The sequence below is a fragment of the Haladaptatus sp. DYSN1 genome, assembly GCF_029489995.1.
Lineage (GTDB): Archaea > Halobacteriota > Halobacteria > Halobacteriales > Halococcaceae > QDMS2.
Window position 1 is genome coordinate 1,996,541 of the sequence record NZ_CP120470.1, and the last position, 16,757, is coordinate 2,013,297.

The window sequence follows — 16,757 nt, forward strand, 5'->3', positions numbered from 1 at the left end:
TGGCCCTCTGTGCGGTGAGTAGCGACCTCTCGCGTACTCGCAGGTGCGTTGGATGAATGCGAGTGAAAAACGCGGACACGGTGGCACCTCTGATCAGATGCCCGGGAACCCGTCTGGGATGCAGCCTGGGCTCCATCCGTGGGACGGACGTGTGCGTGCCCGCCATCCTCCACTCGCACCTGGGTACGAGGAGACGAGACAGTTACCTATTTTGATAGGTAGGATATTCGCCGGTTTCTGAATCGCGTCGGTGACACGGGGCTATCACTCGTGCACTGCGGGCGGGCGGCCACACAGTTATCCCGAATGACTCACTACACTGCACTAACGAATGCTCCACGACTACCACGTCCACTCGAACTACTCGGACGGGCGATTCCTCTTCCAGATGCTGCAATCCGCAGAGCAGGCTGGGCTGAAGGGCGTCGGTTTCGCAGACCACTGCAACGTCTCAGATCGCGAGCGAATGCAGGACCTGAAACACCTCCTTGGATTCAATCTCGACCAGACGTACGACCGCCGACTGCGGGCGATACGGAGCCTCTCTCGCCAGTTCGATATCGAGATTTACAACGCAGTCGAGATGGACTACGACCCGGACGACCACGGCGCGATTCGAAATTTCTTCAATCAGACTGACTTCGACTACACCATCGGGAGCGTCCACCACTTGGAAGAAGTGAACGTCCACATCGAGAGTTACTTCGCGAAGAAGTCGGAGGCAGAACGCCGCAAACTCGTGGACGAATACTTCGAGAAACTCGTCTCCCTCGCCCAGTCAGAACTGTTCGACATCGCGGCGCACGTGGACCTGCTCGAACGCAATCCCGCCTTCCGTGACCTGGCGACCGACGACCACTACCACGCCGCCGCCCGAGCGTTCAAGCGGTCGCGGACGGTTCCGGAAATCAACGCCGGGCGCGTGCTCACTGATTACGGAAAGTTCCACCCTGTCCCGCGATTCCTCGACGTGCTTCTGGAACATGAGGTTCGGTTCACCGTCGGGTCGGACTCACACCGTCCCGAAGAAATCGCTCCTCGAGTCAAGAAACTGCGCGAGTTCTTCGAAGAACAGGAACTGGACCCGCTGTACGTCGTTTAAGCCTCGCCGAGGACTTTTCGAATCGCCGTCGCGACGTTGTCGAACGCCTGAATCGTCAGGCCGTCCGTCGTGGCGAACACACCCTCGCGGTCGGTAGTCACTCGGAGCAAGAAGCCGTTTTCGAAGGTGCGGATGGTGTACTTGTAGTCGCCGAGTTCAGACCCGCGATAGGCCTCCCGTGTCGTCTTGAAACTGCGCCACTCGTTGCCGATAAAGCCCGTGAGGTCTGCGTCCTGTTCTAAATCGTCGCGGAGGTAGAGCTGGTCGAAGTCGTCGCGCGTGAAGTAGGTAACCGACCGGAGACTGTCGCCCATTGCGGTTCGGCACGTCGTGACGATGGTCTCGGCCGTGTCGGAAGCGAGGAGTGCGTTTTCCATTGGCTGTACCATCATGATTTACCCACATAAACGCGGTGGTCGCCGTCGTCCTTTGCCGCCGTCAGGCGAATCGGGCGATGGCCCGAACCGGAGCCCCATCTGCTCCAGCGATGGCGAGCGGGAAGGCCTCCAGCACGAATCGGTCGGGAACGCGGTCCACCCCGCGGAGGTTCTCGATGATGAGGCAGTCGTTACTGAGCAGCGCGTGGTGAGCAGGGCTGTCGGTCGGTTCCCTCGGTCGTGCGTTGTCGCTCGGCGTCGGGTCCGGACCGAAGGCGTCGAGGGCGACGTGGATGCCCCGCTCTGCACACCACTTCGCGACGCCGACGTCGAGGTAGGGGTGGTCGAGGTAGGCGTCGGTTCCCCAGTGGGTGTCCCACCCGGTTTGAAACACGAGGAGGTCGCCGTCTACGGTCTCCGGCAAGTCCTCCAGCCGAATCCGCTCACGGGCACCACGGTGGCGACAATCGACCCGCTCTGCTTCGAAGATGAAGGTCGTAATCGGAAATTCGTCGAGGGACTTCCCGTCCGCCTCGGTGTGACTCGGCGCGTCGATGTGGGTTCCCGAGTGCGTGCCAAGTGACAGGCCGGTCACGCGGTAGCCGTCGAGTTCGTACACGTCGTGGTCGCGAATCGAGACCAACGGGTCGCCCGGGTACACGGACATTTCGTCTTCGAGCGGGTAGGTGAGGTCGATAATCGTCATAAGTGGGCACCGAGGGCCGACTCGAAATACTCGTGGAGGCCGGAGAGCGGGACGATGGGCGAGTCAGCGAAGTCACGGCTCAATTCCTTGAATCCGGTTCCCGTGAGGATGAGCGCGACGGATTCGTCTTCGTCTAGTTCACCGGCCGCGGTGAGGTCGTGCAAACCCGCGAGCGCGACGGCGGAGGAGGGTTCGACGCACAACCCTGCCAGCTCGGCAAACCGACGGGTCGCCTCCGAAATCGCATCCTCACTCACCGAGAGGACCGCCCCGTCGGTCTCTGCGGCGGCCGCAAGGACGCGGTTTCCGCTCGGTGGGTTCGCGTTCGCGATGGAGTAGGCGGCCGTGGATTTTGGCTCGATTCGCTCGACGTCGTGCCCCGCCTCGTACGCCTGTGCAATCGGGTCGCAGTTGGCCGCCTGCACGAAGTAGAGGCGGGGGACCGACTCGATGAGACCCGCCGTTTCGAGTTCGCGGAGGGCCTTCCAGACGCCGCTCGCCTGGCCGCCGCTGCTCACCGGGAGACAGATAGCGTCCGGGACGCCGTCGAATCGCTCGACGATTTCGAGGGCGACAGTCTTCTGACCGGCCACTCGAAGCGGGACGTCAGAGTTGACGAATTCGATGCTGAACTCCCGGCCGATGTCGAGGCTGTCGTAGTAGAGTTGCCCGTAGTCCCCATCGACGCGAACGATGGTTGGCCGGTACTGGCCGATGGCGGCGAGTCGCTTCTCGGAGATGTCCTTGGGAACGAGTACAACGCACTCGAGGCCGCAGGCCGCGGCGTGGGCCGCCGTGCTCATCGCCATGTTCCCATGCGAGACGGTCCCGATGTGGCGACCCCCACGTTCTGCGACGGCGGCCACGGCGACGGCGCTGCCGCGGTCTTTGAACGTCCCGGTTGGGTTGGCCGTCTCGTCTTTCACCCAGACGCGACACCCGGCGTATTCGTCGAGTCGGTCCAGCCGAAGGAGGGGCGTGCCGCCGGCCGCCCAGCCAAGCCCGTTCGCCGGGTCCACAGGGAGGAGGTCAGCGTAGCGCCAGACCCCGCGCGTGTCGCCCATCGGCCACGCGAACGCGGTGGCGTCTACGTCGAACCAGACGGGTTCGCCACAGTCACAGCGGACGCGCGAGGCGTCGTACACACTGTCGCAGGCGTAACAGCGAGTGTTCATTAGAAACTAGTACGCGAACCACCCGCATAGGGGTTCGCCTCAGTCGGCGATACCGTACCCGCGTTTGAACAATAGATAATCGATTGTGAGGACGACCGCGGTTGCGGCGGACAGAATGGCGAGCGAGAGGTTTGGGTCGACTTCTGTGACACCGATCATCCCGTATCTGACACCGTTGACCATGTAGACCATCGGGTTGAACAGCGAAACCGTCCGCCAGAGTGGGGGAAGGACGTCGAGCGAGTAGAACACCGCACCGAAGAACACGAGCGGGCGCAGAATGAACTGGTTGAGGACGGTCAAATAGTCGAAATCCGTCGCCCAGAGTCCGCCCATGATGCCGAGGCCGCCGAACAGCGCGGTGATGACGAGCAGGAAACTGACCAGATAGAACGGATGCGACAGGCTGACCGACGTAAAGACGAGGCCGACACCGACGATGAGAAGCGCGGTGAGAATGCCTCTGATTGCGCTTGCCGTCACGTAGGAGGCGACGATATCTCGATTCGACATCGGGGAGGTGATTACCTCGTCGATGTACTCGTTCCACCGGCCGTGGAAGATGGAGAACGAGGCGTTCTCGAACGCGTCTGAGATTGCGCCAAGCACGACCAGCCCCGGCAAGACGAACTGGATGTAGCTCACGCCGGCAATCGACCCAATTCGGCTACCGAGAATCACCCCGAACACCGCGAAATAGAGGGAATTCGTAATTATCGGGGGCAGGAACGTGTTGTACGGGCGTCTGACGTAGCGAAGTATCTCTCGTTGAATCAGCGATTTGAGTTGGACGTAGCTACTCATCGTTACTGTCCCTCCTGTGGGGCAACTCGTGGTTTGTCCCCGTTGGTCGATTCGCTCCCGTTCGTGAGCGAGACGAACACCTCTTCGAGCGACGTCCGAGAGATGTCGAGGTCGACGACTTCGTGGCCGGCGTCGTCGAGCGCGAGCAGGATTTCGGGCGCAACGCTCCCGGCACGCTGGGCGCGAATCACGAGTTTGCCCGTCTTCAACTCTGCCGATTGGACCGCGTCGATACGGAGGTCAGGGACCGTCTCCGGTGTGTCGCGAAGCGTAATCGTGATGTTGTCCACGCCCTCGTCCATCAGGTCCTCCGGACTCGCGACGGTCACCTTCTGCCCCTCGTTCATGATGGCGACCCGGTCACAGAGACGTTCTGCTTCCTCGATGTAGTGAGTGGTGAGCAGAATCGTCGTCCCCTCCTCGTTCATCTCGGTAATGATGTTCCAGAGGTCGCGACGGAGTTGCACGTCCACGCCTGCTGTGGGTTCGTCCAGAATGAGGAGGTCCGGTTCCGTGACGATGGCCCGGGCGAGCAGGAGGCGGCGTTTCATCCCGCCGGAGAGCCAGTCGAAGCGGGTGTCGCGCTTGTCGTAGATGCCGACTTTCTTGAGCGCCGCATCCGCGCGTCGAGAGGCTTCCTCTTTCCCGATACCGTGATAGCCGGCTTTGTGCATCAGCACTTCCTTGATGGGGAAAAAGCGGTCTACGTTAAACTCCTGGGGCGCAACGCCTATCGCGTCGCGTGCTTGCTGGTAGTCTGTCTCCACGTCGTAGCCGAACACACTGGCATCGCCGCCGGATTTACGCACGAGACCGGTGAGAATCGAGATGAACGTCGTCTTGCCAGCCCCGTTCGGGCCGAGGAGGCCGAAGAACTCCCCCTCCTCGACGGCGAGGTCGAGGCCCTGCAACGCCTCCACGTCGCCGTAGGACTTTCTGAGATCCGTCGTTTCTATCGCGAGAACCATCTACCAGCAGGAAACGGTCGGGCGCGGATAAACGGTACTACTTGCGACAGAACTGCCGGTTCAAAGTTCGATGCGCTCTACGATCTGGTCGCCGTCGATGTGGGTGTTGAGCGCGACGATGCGGACGAAGTCTTCGAGGCCCGAACCACGGAGTTTCGCCTTGAGCAGATTGTCTACCTGGTAGACACCGGCGGCGTTTGTCATCTCGATTTCGACGGTGACGGGGGCCTCCTCGCCCTCCTGGAGCGTTACCTTCCGAATCGCCTGACTGGAGACTGTGTTGATGCCGCGCCCGCCACTCTCGTACGGGATGCGCGAACGGCCGTGTTCCATGTCGAGGGCGTCCGCGACGCGGATGACGCCTGCTTCGAGCGAAAGGGGGTCTTCGACAGTGTGGTGACAGAGAATCGCGTGAAGCACTTCTGCCTTCACTTGCACGCACTCGGCGATGGTGTCGTAGAACTCGGGCAGCACGCGGTCGAGAACGTCAGAGGCGAGCGGAATCGAGTAGTAGACGTGGTCGTCGCGGTGGACGATGTGGCCGATGTCGTGGAGGGTGGCCGCGAACGCGATGATGACGGCCTCGTCTTCTTCTTCTAAGCCCTGGTCGCGTGCGCCGTTGAACGGGATACCCCCACGTTTCAAGAGGTCGTAGAGGGTGAGTGCGCGGTCGCGGACGATTTCGATGTGTTTTGCCCCGTGGTCGTTGTACCGCTTTCGCGCCACGGGGTTCACGTTCTGGGCTTCGAGGAGTGCCTGAATCTCCTCGTCTCGTTCGATAAAATCGAGAACCCGGTTCAGTTTTTCGTCAGGAAAGGCGTGGTCGGCGCTGGGGTCGTAAGAAAGGCTCTCGCTATCGACATCTGAAACGTCACTCATACCTACGTGAATGCGGCGCAGCGAGAAAAAAACCTCGGGCCCGTATCGACTTACGCCTCTGCTGCGGCGTCCGCGACTTCGGCGTAGTCGGGTTCGACGCCGGGGTCGTCGCTGACCCACGAGTAGGTGACATCGCCGTCGCCGTCGACGACGAACACGGAGCGCTTTGCGACGCCGTAGACGCCGAGGTCCGCGAAGTCCATCTCGACGTCGAAGGCGTCGATGACCTCTTTGTTGAAATCGGAGATGAGGCCGAAGTTGAGGTCATTCTGGGCGCGGAACTCGTTGAGCGTGAACGGCGAGTCGCGGCTGACGCCGTACACTTCTGCGCCGACCTCTTCGAAGTCGCTCAGGTTGTCGCGGAACGTGCACATCTCGTCCGTGCAAACGCTCGTGAACGCGCCTGGGAAGAACGCGAGGACGATGGGCGCATCGTCGAGGCGCTCGCCGAGGTCGAACTGCTCGATATCGCCGTTTGCTACCGGTGCGCTGAAGTCTGGTGCGTCGTCGCCAGTGTTGACCATTGCGTCTGTGGCTTACGGAGACACCCAAAAGACGTTTGCGCTATCGGCTAACGGACCCGCCATCCCCGAGTCTTCCGGTTTTGAGAGGGTCTTATCGGTTGAGCAAAAAGCCTATATTAAACAGTAGGCAAGCATGGGGTAGAGATGCTCGATACAATCACTCCGCTGTTCCCGGGAATCCCGGGCGGGCCGGAACTGCTCGTCATCCTGTTCATCGCCATCCTCCTGTTTGGCGCAAACAAGATTCCAAAACTCGCCCGTTCGACCGGGCAAGCGATGGGTGAGTTCCAGAAAGGCCGCGAAGAAGTCGAAGGCGAACTCGAAGAGATGCGCAAGAAGAGCAAAGAAGGCGCAACGAAGTCCGAGACGGACACCACCGACGCCGACGCCGACAAGGCAGAGGCGACGGCCGCGGCCGAGGAGTCCGAATCGGAACCCAAAATCGGTGCCGACGACGAAGACGACGTCGAAACCGAGAAAGAGAAGTAAAGAGTAACCGTTTTTCTCTCGCGCCCTCCACCTGTACGTAGACACGTCGGTGTCTCCCGTGAGGGCGTGTGGCCTAGTGGATAGGGCGAGGGGTTCCTAACCTCTCGATCGCGGGTTCAAATCCCGTCACGCCCGCTCATTTCATTCGCGGGCGCGACGGCGTTCGCAAACGCGAAGCGTTTGCTCACTCCCGTCACGCCCATCATCTTCAAAAACTATCGTTCTCAGAATCGTCCGCGCTCGTGGACTAGTCAGACCGTTCAATCGTGAACGTCATGTCACACTCCTTGCAATCCATCTTGAAACCACCCTTCTCGGTCAGGTCGAGGCCGTGGGGTGTCTCTTCTTCGCAGTCTCGGCAGTAGGTGATGGACTCGATTTCGTCCCAGTCGTGGGTCGCGCCGGGTGCGCCGAAGGCGAAGCCGACGACCGGTTCGTCCTCGCCGTTGAGTCCCTGCTGGAACTCACCGGGGGCAAAGCGAATGGCCTCGCCCGCGTCCACGGTGACGGTGTCGCGCTCGCCATCGATTTTCGTCTCGAACGTCGCGGTTCCGGACTGGACGTAGAACACCTCCTCTTGGTCGTAGTGGGTGTGCAGGCCGCCGGAGAACGACTCGCCGGTTTCGAGTTCGAAGTAGTTCATCGCGAACTCCTCGGTCCCGAGGGCGCGGGAGACGGGGCGACGGATGCTGTGGACGTTCATCGGGTTGGTGACGACGTTGACCTCGTCGATGGCGACTTTCTTCATGCGCGTTCGTACCGGGTAGAAACGTAAAAGCGTGTGCCAGCGTTCGGCTGTTGCCGTCACCGAAAACTATCTACACAAGACATTTATCATTGACATGATTGCGGTGATGTGTGACTCCCCCATTCTTCCGCGCTTCACGCCGTTCTGTCGGGTGGCGACGCCTCGCCGAGCACGTCGGCATCGACGTGCGCGCGCTCGCCGCCCTCCGCATCTCGCTCGGGGTACTCTTGCTCGCCGATTTGAGCCTGCGCTCCCGGCATCTCGTTGCCTTCTACACCGACGCCGGCGTCCTCCCGCGCAGCGCCCTCCAGACGATGTATCCGCGTCTCTCGCACCTCTCGCTGCACGCTCTCTCCGGAAGCGCCTGGATGCAGGGCGTCCTGTTTTTTGTGGCCGGAGTGGCCGCGCTCGCGTTGCTCGTCGGGTATCGAACCCGAGTGGCGACGCTCTGTTTGTTGCTCCTGCTCGTCTCGCTGCACATTCGCAATCCACTCGTCTTGAGTGCGGGCGACGTACTCCTGCGCCGACTGCTGTTCTGGAGCCTGTTCCTCCCGCTCGGTGCGCGGTGGTCGGTCGATTCTCGCGAACTCACCGCGCCGCAGGCGAGTCGGGTCGTCTCAATGGCTACCGTTGGTCTGCTGGTCCAGACCATCGTCGTCTATTCGGTGAACGCGGTTCTGAAACTCCGCGGGGACGCATGGACCGCGGGCACGGCGATTCAGTCCGTGTTTCAGGTCGATTATCTCACGGTTTTCCTCGGCGACGAACTCGCACAGTTTCCCACTCTGCTCTCGGTTCTCGGCACGCTCTGGCTCGTATTGGTCATTTGTGCGCCGCTGCTCGTTGTGCTCCGCGGGCGGGCCAGAACCGCCCTCGCACTGTTGTTCGTCGGCATGCACGTTGGAATGGCCCTGACGCTCAGAATCGGCCTGTTCCCGCTCGTCTCGATTGCGAGTCTGTTGGTGTTCTTTCCCGCTGGCGTCTGGAACCAGGTCGAACGGACGACAGCGACGATGGTGTCGCGCAGTCGCGGGAGCCGCTCCGACCTCTCAAGCCACGACGAACCGGAAACCACGGCCCACCCACTGCGAACTCGGGCCGTGACGATTCTCGCGACACTGGTCATCGTCGTGATGTTGCTGGTAAACGCAACGGCGTTAGGCGTCGTCGCCATCCCGACAGAGCGCGGCGAAGCCGTCGCACCGGATTCGACCCCATGGCGGATGTTCGCGCCCACACCACCGAACGAAGATAGCTGGTTCGTCGCTCCCGGGAGACTCGAATCCGGTGGACAAGTGGACGCCTTTCAGGAGGGGGCAGTTTCGTGGACTCGACCCGTGGAGGTCTCGGGCGCGTACCCGAGCGCGCGTTGGCGAAAGTACCTCGAACACGTAGAGAACCGCGAGGTCAGCGACCCCGGAAATCTGGCGACGTATCTCTGCCATCGCTGGAACGCTAACCACGACACGACGCTGCAAACCGTGTCGGTCGTCCAGTTAGAACACTCGGCGCAGGCAGACAGCGAGAAGCCTCGTTCGCGGACGGTCGTCGCGAATCAGTCTTGCGTACCGCAGTCGTGACTAAAAAATGAGACCTGTGCCGTGCTATCCGCCGAGGTACAGCCGAGACACTTCCGGATTGTCGAGCAGCGCGTCTGCCTCGTCGGTGTAGGCCACCGCCCCCTGGTCCAGCACGTAGCCCCTGTCCGAGATGGCGAGGCCTTCGCGGGCGTTCTGTTCGACCATGAGAATGGCCGTCCCGAGGTCGTTCACCTTCTGAACGTCCCTGAACACGTCCTGGACGATGTTGGGCGCGAGACCCGCAGACGGTTCGTCGATGAGCAGGACGTGGGGTTCCATCACCAGCGCCCGGGCGAACGCGAGCACCTGTCGCTGTCCGCCCGAGAGGGTCCGGGCTTTGGCCTCCCGCTTCTCGTCGAGGACGGGGAATCGGTCGTAGAGTTCCGCGATGATCTCGTCCAAGCCGCCGTCACGGGCGACGCCGCCCATGCGGAGGTTCTCCTCGATGGTCATCGACCCGAACACGTTGTCCACCTGCGGGACGTAGCCGACGCCCTCACGGACGAGGTCCTCCGGCGGCGTCCCCGTAATGTCCTCGCCGTCTAAGTGGATGGCCCCCTCCCACGGTTCGAGCAGACCAAATACCGTCTTGAGGACGGTGGACTTCCCGGCCCCGTTCGGTCCGATGATGCAGACGATTTCGTCCTGTTCTAAGTAGAGCGAGAGGTCGTCGAGAACCTGCGCCTCGCCGTATCCCGAATCGACGGAGTCGACGGTGAGCGCGCGGTCGCTCATTCGGCACCTCCGAGGTACGCGTCGATGACGCGCTGGTCGTTTCTGACTTCCTCCGGCGTCCCCTCCATGAGAACGCGGCCCTGGTCTAAGACGATAATCGGGTCTGCGAGGTCCATGATGAACGGCATATCGTGTTCGATGATGAGGAAGGTCTGTCCCTCCTCATTCAGTTCCCTGATGAACCGCTTGATATCGTTTGCGAGCGTCGGATTGACGCCAGCGACCGGTTCGTCCAGCAGGAGGATGTCCGGCTCAGTCATAATGGCCCGAGCGAGTTCCACCAGCTTGAGCTGTCCACCAGAGAGGTCGGTCGATGGCTGGTCGATGAGGTGGTCGATTTCGAACCGTTCGAGCAGTCGCTCGGCCTCTTCGATGTTCGCCCGCTCCTGCTTCTTGACCGTCCCCGGTCGTAGGAACAGCGGGATGATGGACTCGCCCACCTGTGGGCCTGGCCCTACCAGCATCGCCTCTCGAACGGTCATGCCTTCGAGGCGGCGTGGCGTCTGGAACGTCCGGATGAGGCCAGTACGAGCCGTCTCGTGTGGCTCTGCGTCCGTGACTTCCTCGTTGTTAACCCAGACGCGGCCTGCGTCGAGGTCGTAGAATCCGGAGATGAGGTTGAACAGCGTGGACTTGCCCGCGCCGTTCGGGCCAATCATCCCCGTAATCGAACCGCGCTCGACTTGGATGGTGACGTCGTTGGTCGCGGTCAGGCCCCCGAACGATTTTTTGAGCCCTTCCGTCCGGAGTACCGGGTCCTGCTTGTCGAGATTCGCACCTTCGTAAATCATCTCGGTCATTGTTTCTCACCTCTGTCCCGCGCAGCCGGCCAGATGAGTTCCGAACGCGGGGGCAAGATGCCCTGCGAGCGGAAGCGGATGATGCCGATGATGAGTAGCCCAACGATGAGCAGGCGAACGGCACCGACGTTCACATCGAGCGAGAGGAAGTCGATGAAGAAACTCGGGAGTACCCGAATCGCCACGATGGTCAGGCCACCGAGTATCGCGCCTCGATTGCTCCCCGTTCCGCCGAGAATGACGGCGACCCACACGTAGAACGTGTTGATGGGTTCGAGCGTCTCCGGCAGCACGAAGCGGAACTGGTAGGCGTAGAAGAATCCAGCGACTGCCATCAGGATGCTCCCGAGGACGAACGCCTGCATCTTCAGCCAGTAGGTGTCCTTACCGAGCGCCTTTGCGAGGTCCTCGTCCGAGCGAATCGTCCGAAGAACGCGCCCCCACGGCGAGAGGTGCACCCGTCGGAGGAGCAAGTAGACGGCGAACACTACAATCGCCACCAGCAGCAGGTCGACGAGTCCCCGGTACGGGAACGCCGGTGCGTCTGGAGCGAACAGCGCGTCGAGCGTCGTGGCCAGTTCGGGCAGGAGGGCTGGAATGCTTACACCCTGCGTTCCTGCTGTAAGCCACCGCTCGTTGCTCACGACTTCTCGGATAATCTCTGCGAACCCGATACTCGCAATCGCGAGGTAGTCAGCACGCAGGCGGAGCGTCGGAATCCCGATGATGAGCGCGGTCAGCGCGCTCACGACGATGGCCCCGAGGAGCGCCACCCCCGGGCCGAATTCGAAGCCGAGTGGCGACCCGGGAGCCGAGAGTAGCGCGACGGAGTACATTCCGATGCCCCAAAACGCGGCGACGCTGAAGTTGATGAGGCCCGCGTAGCCCCATTGGACGTTGAGACCGAGTGCGAGGAGAATCCACATTCCCGCTACCGCGAGCGTCGGGAGCACGAAGCTCAACTCGAAGATGAGAAGCGCAGCACCCATCGCGAGGAGGACGCCGATAATCACGCCAATCTCTGTTCGGTCAAAGCGCGCCGATACGGCGTCCATCGGAGACGAATCGTCGCTCATACGGCCTCCCCCATGATGCCCTGCGGACGGACGAGTAGGATGATAATCATCAGCGCGAACGCGACGGCAGGTGCGTACTCGACTGGCACGAACGGAACCAGAATCGTCATCTCGTGGGCCATCCCGATGACGAGCCCGCCAAGCATCGCGCCGTAGACGGAGCCAATGCCGCCGAGGATGACCGCGGCGAAGACGACCAAGAGCAGGTCGAAGCCCATGCGTGGGCGGACGAGGGTGTCGATACCGAGGAAGATCCCGCCCGCAGCGGCGAGTGCGCCACCGATAATCCACATCGCGAGAACGACCTCACGGGTGCGGATGCCGCTCACGCGAGCGAGATTCGGATTGTCCGCGGTCGCTCGCATCTTCCGGCCGAGGGTCGTGTACTGCAACAGCGCGTGGAGGCCGGCGACGAGCAGTATCGTGAACACGAGGATGATGACGTCGCGTTGCGTGAGTGCGACGCCGCCGATTCCTTGCGTCAACTCGAGGAGCCAGTCGATGGGGCCCTGCGAGGAAAAGTCGTACCGCTCCTGGTCGGCACCGAAGCCCAGTTGGATGATTGCCCGGTAGGCGAGTGCAATCCCGATACTCGTGATGAGCAACTCGATAGAGCCGGCATCGCTGAGCGGCCGGTAGATGAGGCGTTCGGTGATGAGCGCAACGGCGGCGGCGACTGCCATGCCAATGACCAGACCGCCGTAGAGCGAGAGTGGCAACTCGAAGAAGACGATGCTCTCGCCGGGGAGCACTTTGGCGAGTTCCGTCGCGCCGACGAGTGCGCCGAACGCGCCGACCGTCATCAGGTCGCCGTGGGCGAAGTTCGCGAAGTCGGCGATGGAGTAGATGAGCGAGAGGCCAATCGCCCCGAGGATGATGATGCAACTGAAGACGAGGCCATCAGCGAGCACCTGGGCGACGTTAGCCATTGCTCACACCTCCACGCTGAAAGAATACGGGCATAGATTAGCCCGTGATGAAGTCGCCGAACTCGTACTCGTGGTCCGTGACCCGGTAAATCTGGTAGAAGCCAGGTGGGTCACCGTTCTCGTCTAAGTCGACTGGGCCACTGACGCCTTCGTAGTTGATGTCGGCGGCGGAGCTGCCGTCTGCGAGCGCCTGTTTCGCCTCCTCGAAGGAGTACACCTTCGTGCCTTCTGGACGCGTGACGTCGCGGACGACTTCGGAGATTGCCGCCCCCGAGAAGTCGTCTGCAGCCTCGATGGCGATTGCGGCGACGGTCACTGCGTCGTAGGCGTAGGCGGCCCAGACGGTCGGTGAGGTGTCGAACTCTGCCTCGAAGTCGCTCTTGAACTGCTTGTAGCTCTCCTGGTCGCTCGGTGCGCTCTCGGTGATGCCGGTCATGCCGTTCTGGCTACCCGGTTCCGTGTTTTCGATGATGGAGTCGGCGATGGTACTCTCCGCACCGTAGTAGTCCACTTGCTCGTGGTAGCCCTGGTCGTACGCCTCGTTGACCATGTTGGTGTACTCGTTCGCGTAGGTGATGAACAGCCACGCGCTGGCGTCAGTGTCGGCCATCTCGGTGAGCACGCCGCGGTAGGATGCCTGCCCCTGGTCGTGCGGCGAGTTGTAGGAAACGGTGCCCGCGAACTCGGCTTCGAACACCTCAGAGAGTCCCGTCCCGTAGTCGTTGTTAATCCACGTGACTGCCACGTTGTCGTGGTCGCGGCCGATGAGTTCGGCGAGCGCCTTGCCCTTCGCTGCACCGCTCGGACTCATCCGCAGGAGGTCCGGCTTGTCGGTGAGTTTCGGACTCGTGGAGTTCTGACTGATGTGGACCACGTCCGTCCCCGAGATGACGGAATCGTGCATGGCGATGGAGACGCCCGACCCGACAGAGCCGATGAGCAACGGGACGCCGTCCTGATTGACGAGTTTGCGCGCGGCGTTGACCCCCGGCGCACTTTTGCTCTCGTCGTCCTCGACGGTAATTTCGAGTTTCGCACCGTTCTCGCCGATACCCGCCGCGTTTACGGCGTCGAGCGCGAGCGTCCGTCCGCGTTCGTTGCGCTCGCCGTAGGGTGCGAGCGACCCGGTGATGGAGTCGACCATCCCGATAGTCAGCGTGTCGCTGCCGCCGGTTCCGCTACCGCCGCCGTCGTTACCGCCGTCGTTGCCGCCACCGTCTCCGCCATTACCACCGTCGCCGCCGTCGTTGCCCGATTCGAGGCAACCTGCTGTCGCCGCGATGAGTGCGAGGCCACCGGCCCCCGATACTTTCAGAAGATCTCTGCGAGTGAGCGGTTCACGCCCGTCATTTGGTATCATGTGAACTGTTCTCTGCTTACTACTACCATTGGTTATATCTATCACCGCCCATGGTCGGTACTCGGTAAAGTTCCCGTCTCGGTGGCACCAATTATCTTCCCGCCCGAACCGAATTTACCCCGTACTTGTTCGAAAGTAAACCAAAATAGCAGGGCGCGCGTCCGAACTGACGCCCGTTTAGGGGTCTAAGAGTTTCGCCTCGGCCTTGCGCAAGTGTTCGAGGAGCGTCGTCTTCGAGACGTCGAGTTCGGCGGCGAGTTCACGGGTCGAAACGCCCCGTGGCCACTGGTAGTAACCGCGTTTGCGCGCGAGGTCGAACACCTCTCGTTGGCTCGACGTGAGCGTCTCGACGCGACGCTTGCGTTCTGGTTCTGCCGGCGGCGAGGTGGAGATGCGCGAGACGGTGACCTCGGCTCCCGCTTCGTCGCGGACGCCATCGAGCTGGGACTCGATTTCGCTCCGTTCACCGGCGAAGACGACCTGCCAGTATTCGCGGCCGTCCTCGATGCGAACCGGGGCACTGTGGACGAACCCGTACTTGAGGAGCGTGGGGCACACCATATCCTGCGGGTTGTACTCCACGAAGAACTCGCGGGCGACGTTTCCGGGGACGCTGGTCGAACTCTGTTTCCCGAATCGCTCCTGCAATTCGTGAACCTGCCCGGCGTGCGGTGACTCCTTGATGGTTTCGAGTAAGGCTTCGACCTGCGCCGTACTCTCGCCGTAGGCGGTGAACAGCCCGTTTATCTCGGTGTCCGTGGTTTTTGGCGAACTGTACACCGCGTGCCCAAGGACGCCGCCACCGGTCTTTTCCGTCGATTCGATTGCCCAGCAGTCGGGGTGCCAGAGGGTGAGCGTCAGCCGCGTGCCCGTGTGCTGTCTGGTCTGGCTCATTATCGGTGTCTAGGGGAGTATCCACTTGTACCCTTCCATGGGCGGGTTGGGTTATACCGTAATCTTCGATAGATTGTAAATATGGCTCAGGAGACGAGCGTCTTTCAGCATTACATCAACGGTGAGTGGACAGACGGCGAAGGTGACGACACCTTCGAAAGCAAGAACCCGGCAACGGGAGAGGTTCTCGGCGAGTTCCGCCGCGGAACCGAAGCGGACGTAGAATCGGCAATCGACATCGCAGAAGACTCCTTCGAGGAGTGGCGCAACCTCTCGCACATCGACCGTGCAGAGTACCTCTGGGACATCTACCACGAGATGCGAGAACGCACCGAGGAACTCGCCGAAATCGTCACCAAAGAGTGCGGCAAGGAGATTTCCGAAGGTCGCGCAGACGTCATCGAAGCCTACCACATGGTGGAGTGGGCCGCAGGCGACGCCCGCCACCCGAAAGGGGACGTGATTCCCTCGGAGATTCCGAGCAAGGACGCCTACATGCGCCGCAAGCCCCGCGGCGTCATCGGCTGCATCACGCCGTGGAACTTCCCGGTCGCGATTCCGTTCTGGCACATGGCCGTCGCGCTCGTCGAAGGCAACACCGTCGTGTGGAAGCCGGCAGAGCAGACCCCGTGGTGTGCGCAGATTATCGCGGAGATGTTCGAGGACGCGGGCATTCCAGACGGCGTGTTCAACATGATTCAGGGCTTCGGCGACGCCGGTGCGGCCATCGTCGACAACCCCGAAATCGACACGGTCCTGTTCACCGGCTCCGCCGAAGTCGGCCACGAAATCGCCTCCAAAGTCGGTGGCGAACCGGGCAAACTCGTCGCCGCAGAGATGGGCGGCAAGAACAACATCGTCGTCACGGAGAAGGCGGACCTAGACATCGCCGTCCACTCCGCGCTGATGTCCTCGTTCAAGACGACCGGCCAGCGCTGTGTCTCCTCAGAGCGTCTCGTCGTCCACGAGGAAGTCTACGACGAGTTCAAAGAGCGATTCGTCGAACTCGCAGAGCAGGTCTCCGTCGGTGACCCACTCGACGAGAACACCTTCATGGGCCCGCTCATCGAGGAAGGCCACAAGGAAAAGGTCCTCTCCTACGCGGACCTCGCCCGCAAAGAGGACGTGAACGTGCTCGTAGACCGCACCGAACTCGACGAAAGCGAGATTCCAGACGGCCACGAAGACGGTCACTGGGTCGGCCCGTTCGTCTACGAAGCAGACCCCTACGAGCCACTTCGCTGCACCCACGAGGAAGTGTTTGGCCCGCACGTTGCGCTCCTCAAGTACTCCGGTGACATCGAGGAAGGCGTCGAGATTCAGAACGACACCGAGTACGGCCTCGCCGGCGCAATCATCTCCGAGGACTACCGCGAAATCAACTACTTCCGCGACCACGCAGAAGTCGGCCTCGCCTACGGGAACCTCCCGTGCATCGGCGCAGAGGTCCACCTCCCGTTCGGCGGCGTCAAGAAGTCGGGCAACGGCTATCCTTCGGCCCGCGAAATCATCGAAGCCGTCACCGAGCGCACCGCGTGGACGCTCAACAACTCGAAGGACATCCAGATGGCTCAGGGCCTCTCTGCGGACATCAAGACCCAGGACGACTGA

The 16,757-nt window shown here is 61.7% G+C and carries 18 protein-coding genes and 1 tRNA gene; 5 read left to right on the top strand and 14 right to left on the bottom strand.

Translation table 11 applies throughout. The features are described from left to right. Nucleotides 1-331 precede the first annotated feature (331 nt). Complete coding sequence (locus P0648_RS10630) at nt 332-1,102, top strand: PHP domain-containing protein (RefSeq protein ID WP_276247273.1); 771 nt, start codon at nt 332-334, stop codon at nt 1,100-1,102. On the opposite strand, the gene P0648_RS10635 is transcribed toward P0648_RS10630, so the two are convergent. The 7 genes from P0648_RS10635 to P0648_RS10665 all read right to left on the bottom strand — a co-directional run bounded on the left by P0648_RS10635 (nt 1,099) and on the right by P0648_RS10665 (nt 6,535). After that, nucleotides 1,099-1,479, bottom strand: a complete 381-nt coding sequence (locus P0648_RS10635; RefSeq protein WP_276247272.1) for a hypothetical protein — start codon at nt 1,477-1,479, stop codon at nt 1,099-1,101. The genes P0648_RS10630 and P0648_RS10635 overlap by 4 nt on opposite strands. Before the next feature lie 61 nt (nt 1,480-1,540). Continuing rightward, nucleotides 1,541-2,185 (bottom strand): cyclase family protein, encoded by a 645-nt coding sequence (locus tag P0648_RS10640; RefSeq protein WP_276247271.1) that lies wholly within the window; start codon nt 2,183-2,185, stop codon nt 1,541-1,543. After that, nucleotides 2,182-3,360, bottom strand: coding sequence for a threonine synthase (thrC, locus tag P0648_RS10645; RefSeq protein WP_276247270.1), 1,179 nt, complete (start codon nt 3,358-3,360; stop codon nt 2,182-2,184). The genes P0648_RS10640 and thrC overlap by 4 nt, the downstream gene beginning before the upstream one ends. 39 nt (nt 3,361-3,399) lie before the next feature. Then, nucleotides 3,400-4,164, bottom strand: a complete 765-nt coding sequence (locus P0648_RS10650) for an ABC transporter permease (RefSeq protein ID WP_276247269.1) — start codon at nt 4,162-4,164, stop codon at nt 3,400-3,402. Nucleotides 4,165-4,166: 2 nt separating this feature from the next. After that, nucleotides 4,167-5,132 (bottom strand): ABC transporter ATP-binding protein, encoded by a 966-nt coding sequence (locus tag P0648_RS10655; RefSeq protein WP_277503913.1) that lies wholly within the window; start codon nt 5,130-5,132, stop codon nt 4,167-4,169. Between the two features lie 60 nt (nt 5,133-5,192). After that, a complete protein-coding gene (locus tag P0648_RS10660; RefSeq protein ID WP_276247267.1) occupies nt 5,193-6,011 on the bottom strand; it encodes an HD domain-containing protein in 819 nt (272 codons plus the stop codon). A gap of 50 nt (nt 6,012-6,061) precedes the next feature. Beyond that, nucleotides 6,062-6,535 (bottom strand): redoxin domain-containing protein, encoded by a 474-nt coding sequence (locus tag P0648_RS10665; RefSeq protein WP_276247266.1) that lies wholly within the window; start codon nt 6,533-6,535, stop codon nt 6,062-6,064. Nucleotides 6,536-6,679: 144 nt separating this feature from the next. On the opposite strand from P0648_RS10665, the gene P0648_RS10670 reads away from it, so the two are divergent. Beyond that, nucleotides 6,680-7,024: a twin-arginine translocase TatA/TatE family subunit gene (locus P0648_RS10670; RefSeq protein ID WP_369685088.1), complete on the top strand. Its 345-nt coding sequence runs from the start codon at nt 6,680-6,682 to the stop codon at nt 7,022-7,024. A gap of 62 nt (nt 7,025-7,086) precedes the next feature. Next, nucleotides 7,087-7,159, top strand: a tRNA-Arg gene (locus P0648_RS10675). 112 nt (nt 7,160-7,271) lie between these two features. Here the strand turns inward: P0648_RS10675 and P0648_RS10680 are convergent. Continuing rightward, nucleotides 7,272-7,772 (bottom strand): cupin domain-containing protein, encoded by a 501-nt coding sequence (locus P0648_RS10680; RefSeq protein WP_276247265.1) that lies wholly within the window; start codon nt 7,770-7,772, stop codon nt 7,272-7,274. Nucleotides 7,773-7,882: 110 nt separating this feature from the next. Here P0648_RS10680 and P0648_RS10685 point away from each other — a divergent pair, with 110 nt between their 5' ends. After that, nucleotides 7,883-9,352, top strand: coding sequence for an HTTM domain-containing protein (locus P0648_RS10685; protein WP_276274877.1), 1,470 nt, complete (start codon nt 7,883-7,885; stop codon nt 9,350-9,352). A gap of 24 nt (nt 9,353-9,376) precedes the next feature. Here the strand turns inward: P0648_RS10685 and P0648_RS10690 are convergent, their stop codons facing one another. The 6 genes from P0648_RS10690 to P0648_RS10715 all read right to left on the bottom strand — a co-directional run bounded on the left by P0648_RS10690 (nt 9,377) and on the right by P0648_RS10715 (nt 15,146). Continuing rightward, nucleotides 9,377-10,087, bottom strand: coding sequence for an ABC transporter ATP-binding protein (locus P0648_RS10690; protein WP_276247263.1), 711 nt, complete (start codon nt 10,085-10,087; stop codon nt 9,377-9,379). Continuing rightward, nucleotides 10,084-10,887: an ABC transporter ATP-binding protein gene (locus P0648_RS10695; RefSeq protein WP_276274876.1), complete on the bottom strand. Its 804-nt coding sequence runs from the start codon at nt 10,885-10,887 to the stop codon at nt 10,084-10,086. The genes P0648_RS10690 and P0648_RS10695 overlap by 4 nt, the downstream gene beginning before the upstream one ends. Continuing rightward, nucleotides 10,884-11,942, bottom strand: a complete 1,059-nt coding sequence (locus P0648_RS10700) for a branched-chain amino acid ABC transporter permease (RefSeq protein ID WP_369685119.1) — start codon at nt 11,940-11,942, stop codon at nt 10,884-10,886. Before P0648_RS10700 ends, P0648_RS10695 begins: the two co-directional genes overlap by 4 nt. Before the next feature lie 17 nt (nt 11,943-11,959). Next, nucleotides 11,960-12,892, bottom strand: coding sequence for a branched-chain amino acid ABC transporter permease (locus P0648_RS10705; protein ID WP_276247260.1), 933 nt, complete (start codon nt 12,890-12,892; stop codon nt 11,960-11,962). Nucleotides 12,893-12,929: 37 nt separating this feature from the next. Beyond that, on the bottom strand, nt 12,930-14,252 hold the full coding sequence (locus P0648_RS10710) for an ABC transporter substrate-binding protein (protein WP_277503916.1): 1,323 nt from the start codon (nt 14,250-14,252) through the stop codon (nt 12,930-12,932). Between the two features lie 177 nt (nt 14,253-14,429). Next, nucleotides 14,430-15,146 carry a helix-turn-helix domain-containing protein gene (locus P0648_RS10715; RefSeq protein ID WP_277503917.1) on the bottom strand — a complete coding sequence of 239 codons (717 nt, stop codon included), beginning with the start codon at nt 15,144-15,146 and terminating at the stop codon, nt 14,430-14,432. An 81-nt stretch (nt 15,147-15,227) separates the two neighbouring features. On the opposite strand from P0648_RS10715, the gene P0648_RS10720 reads away from it, so the two are divergent. Further along, nucleotides 15,228-16,757, top strand: a complete 1,530-nt coding sequence (locus P0648_RS10720; RefSeq protein ID WP_277503919.1) for an aldehyde dehydrogenase family protein — start codon at nt 15,228-15,230, stop codon at nt 16,755-16,757.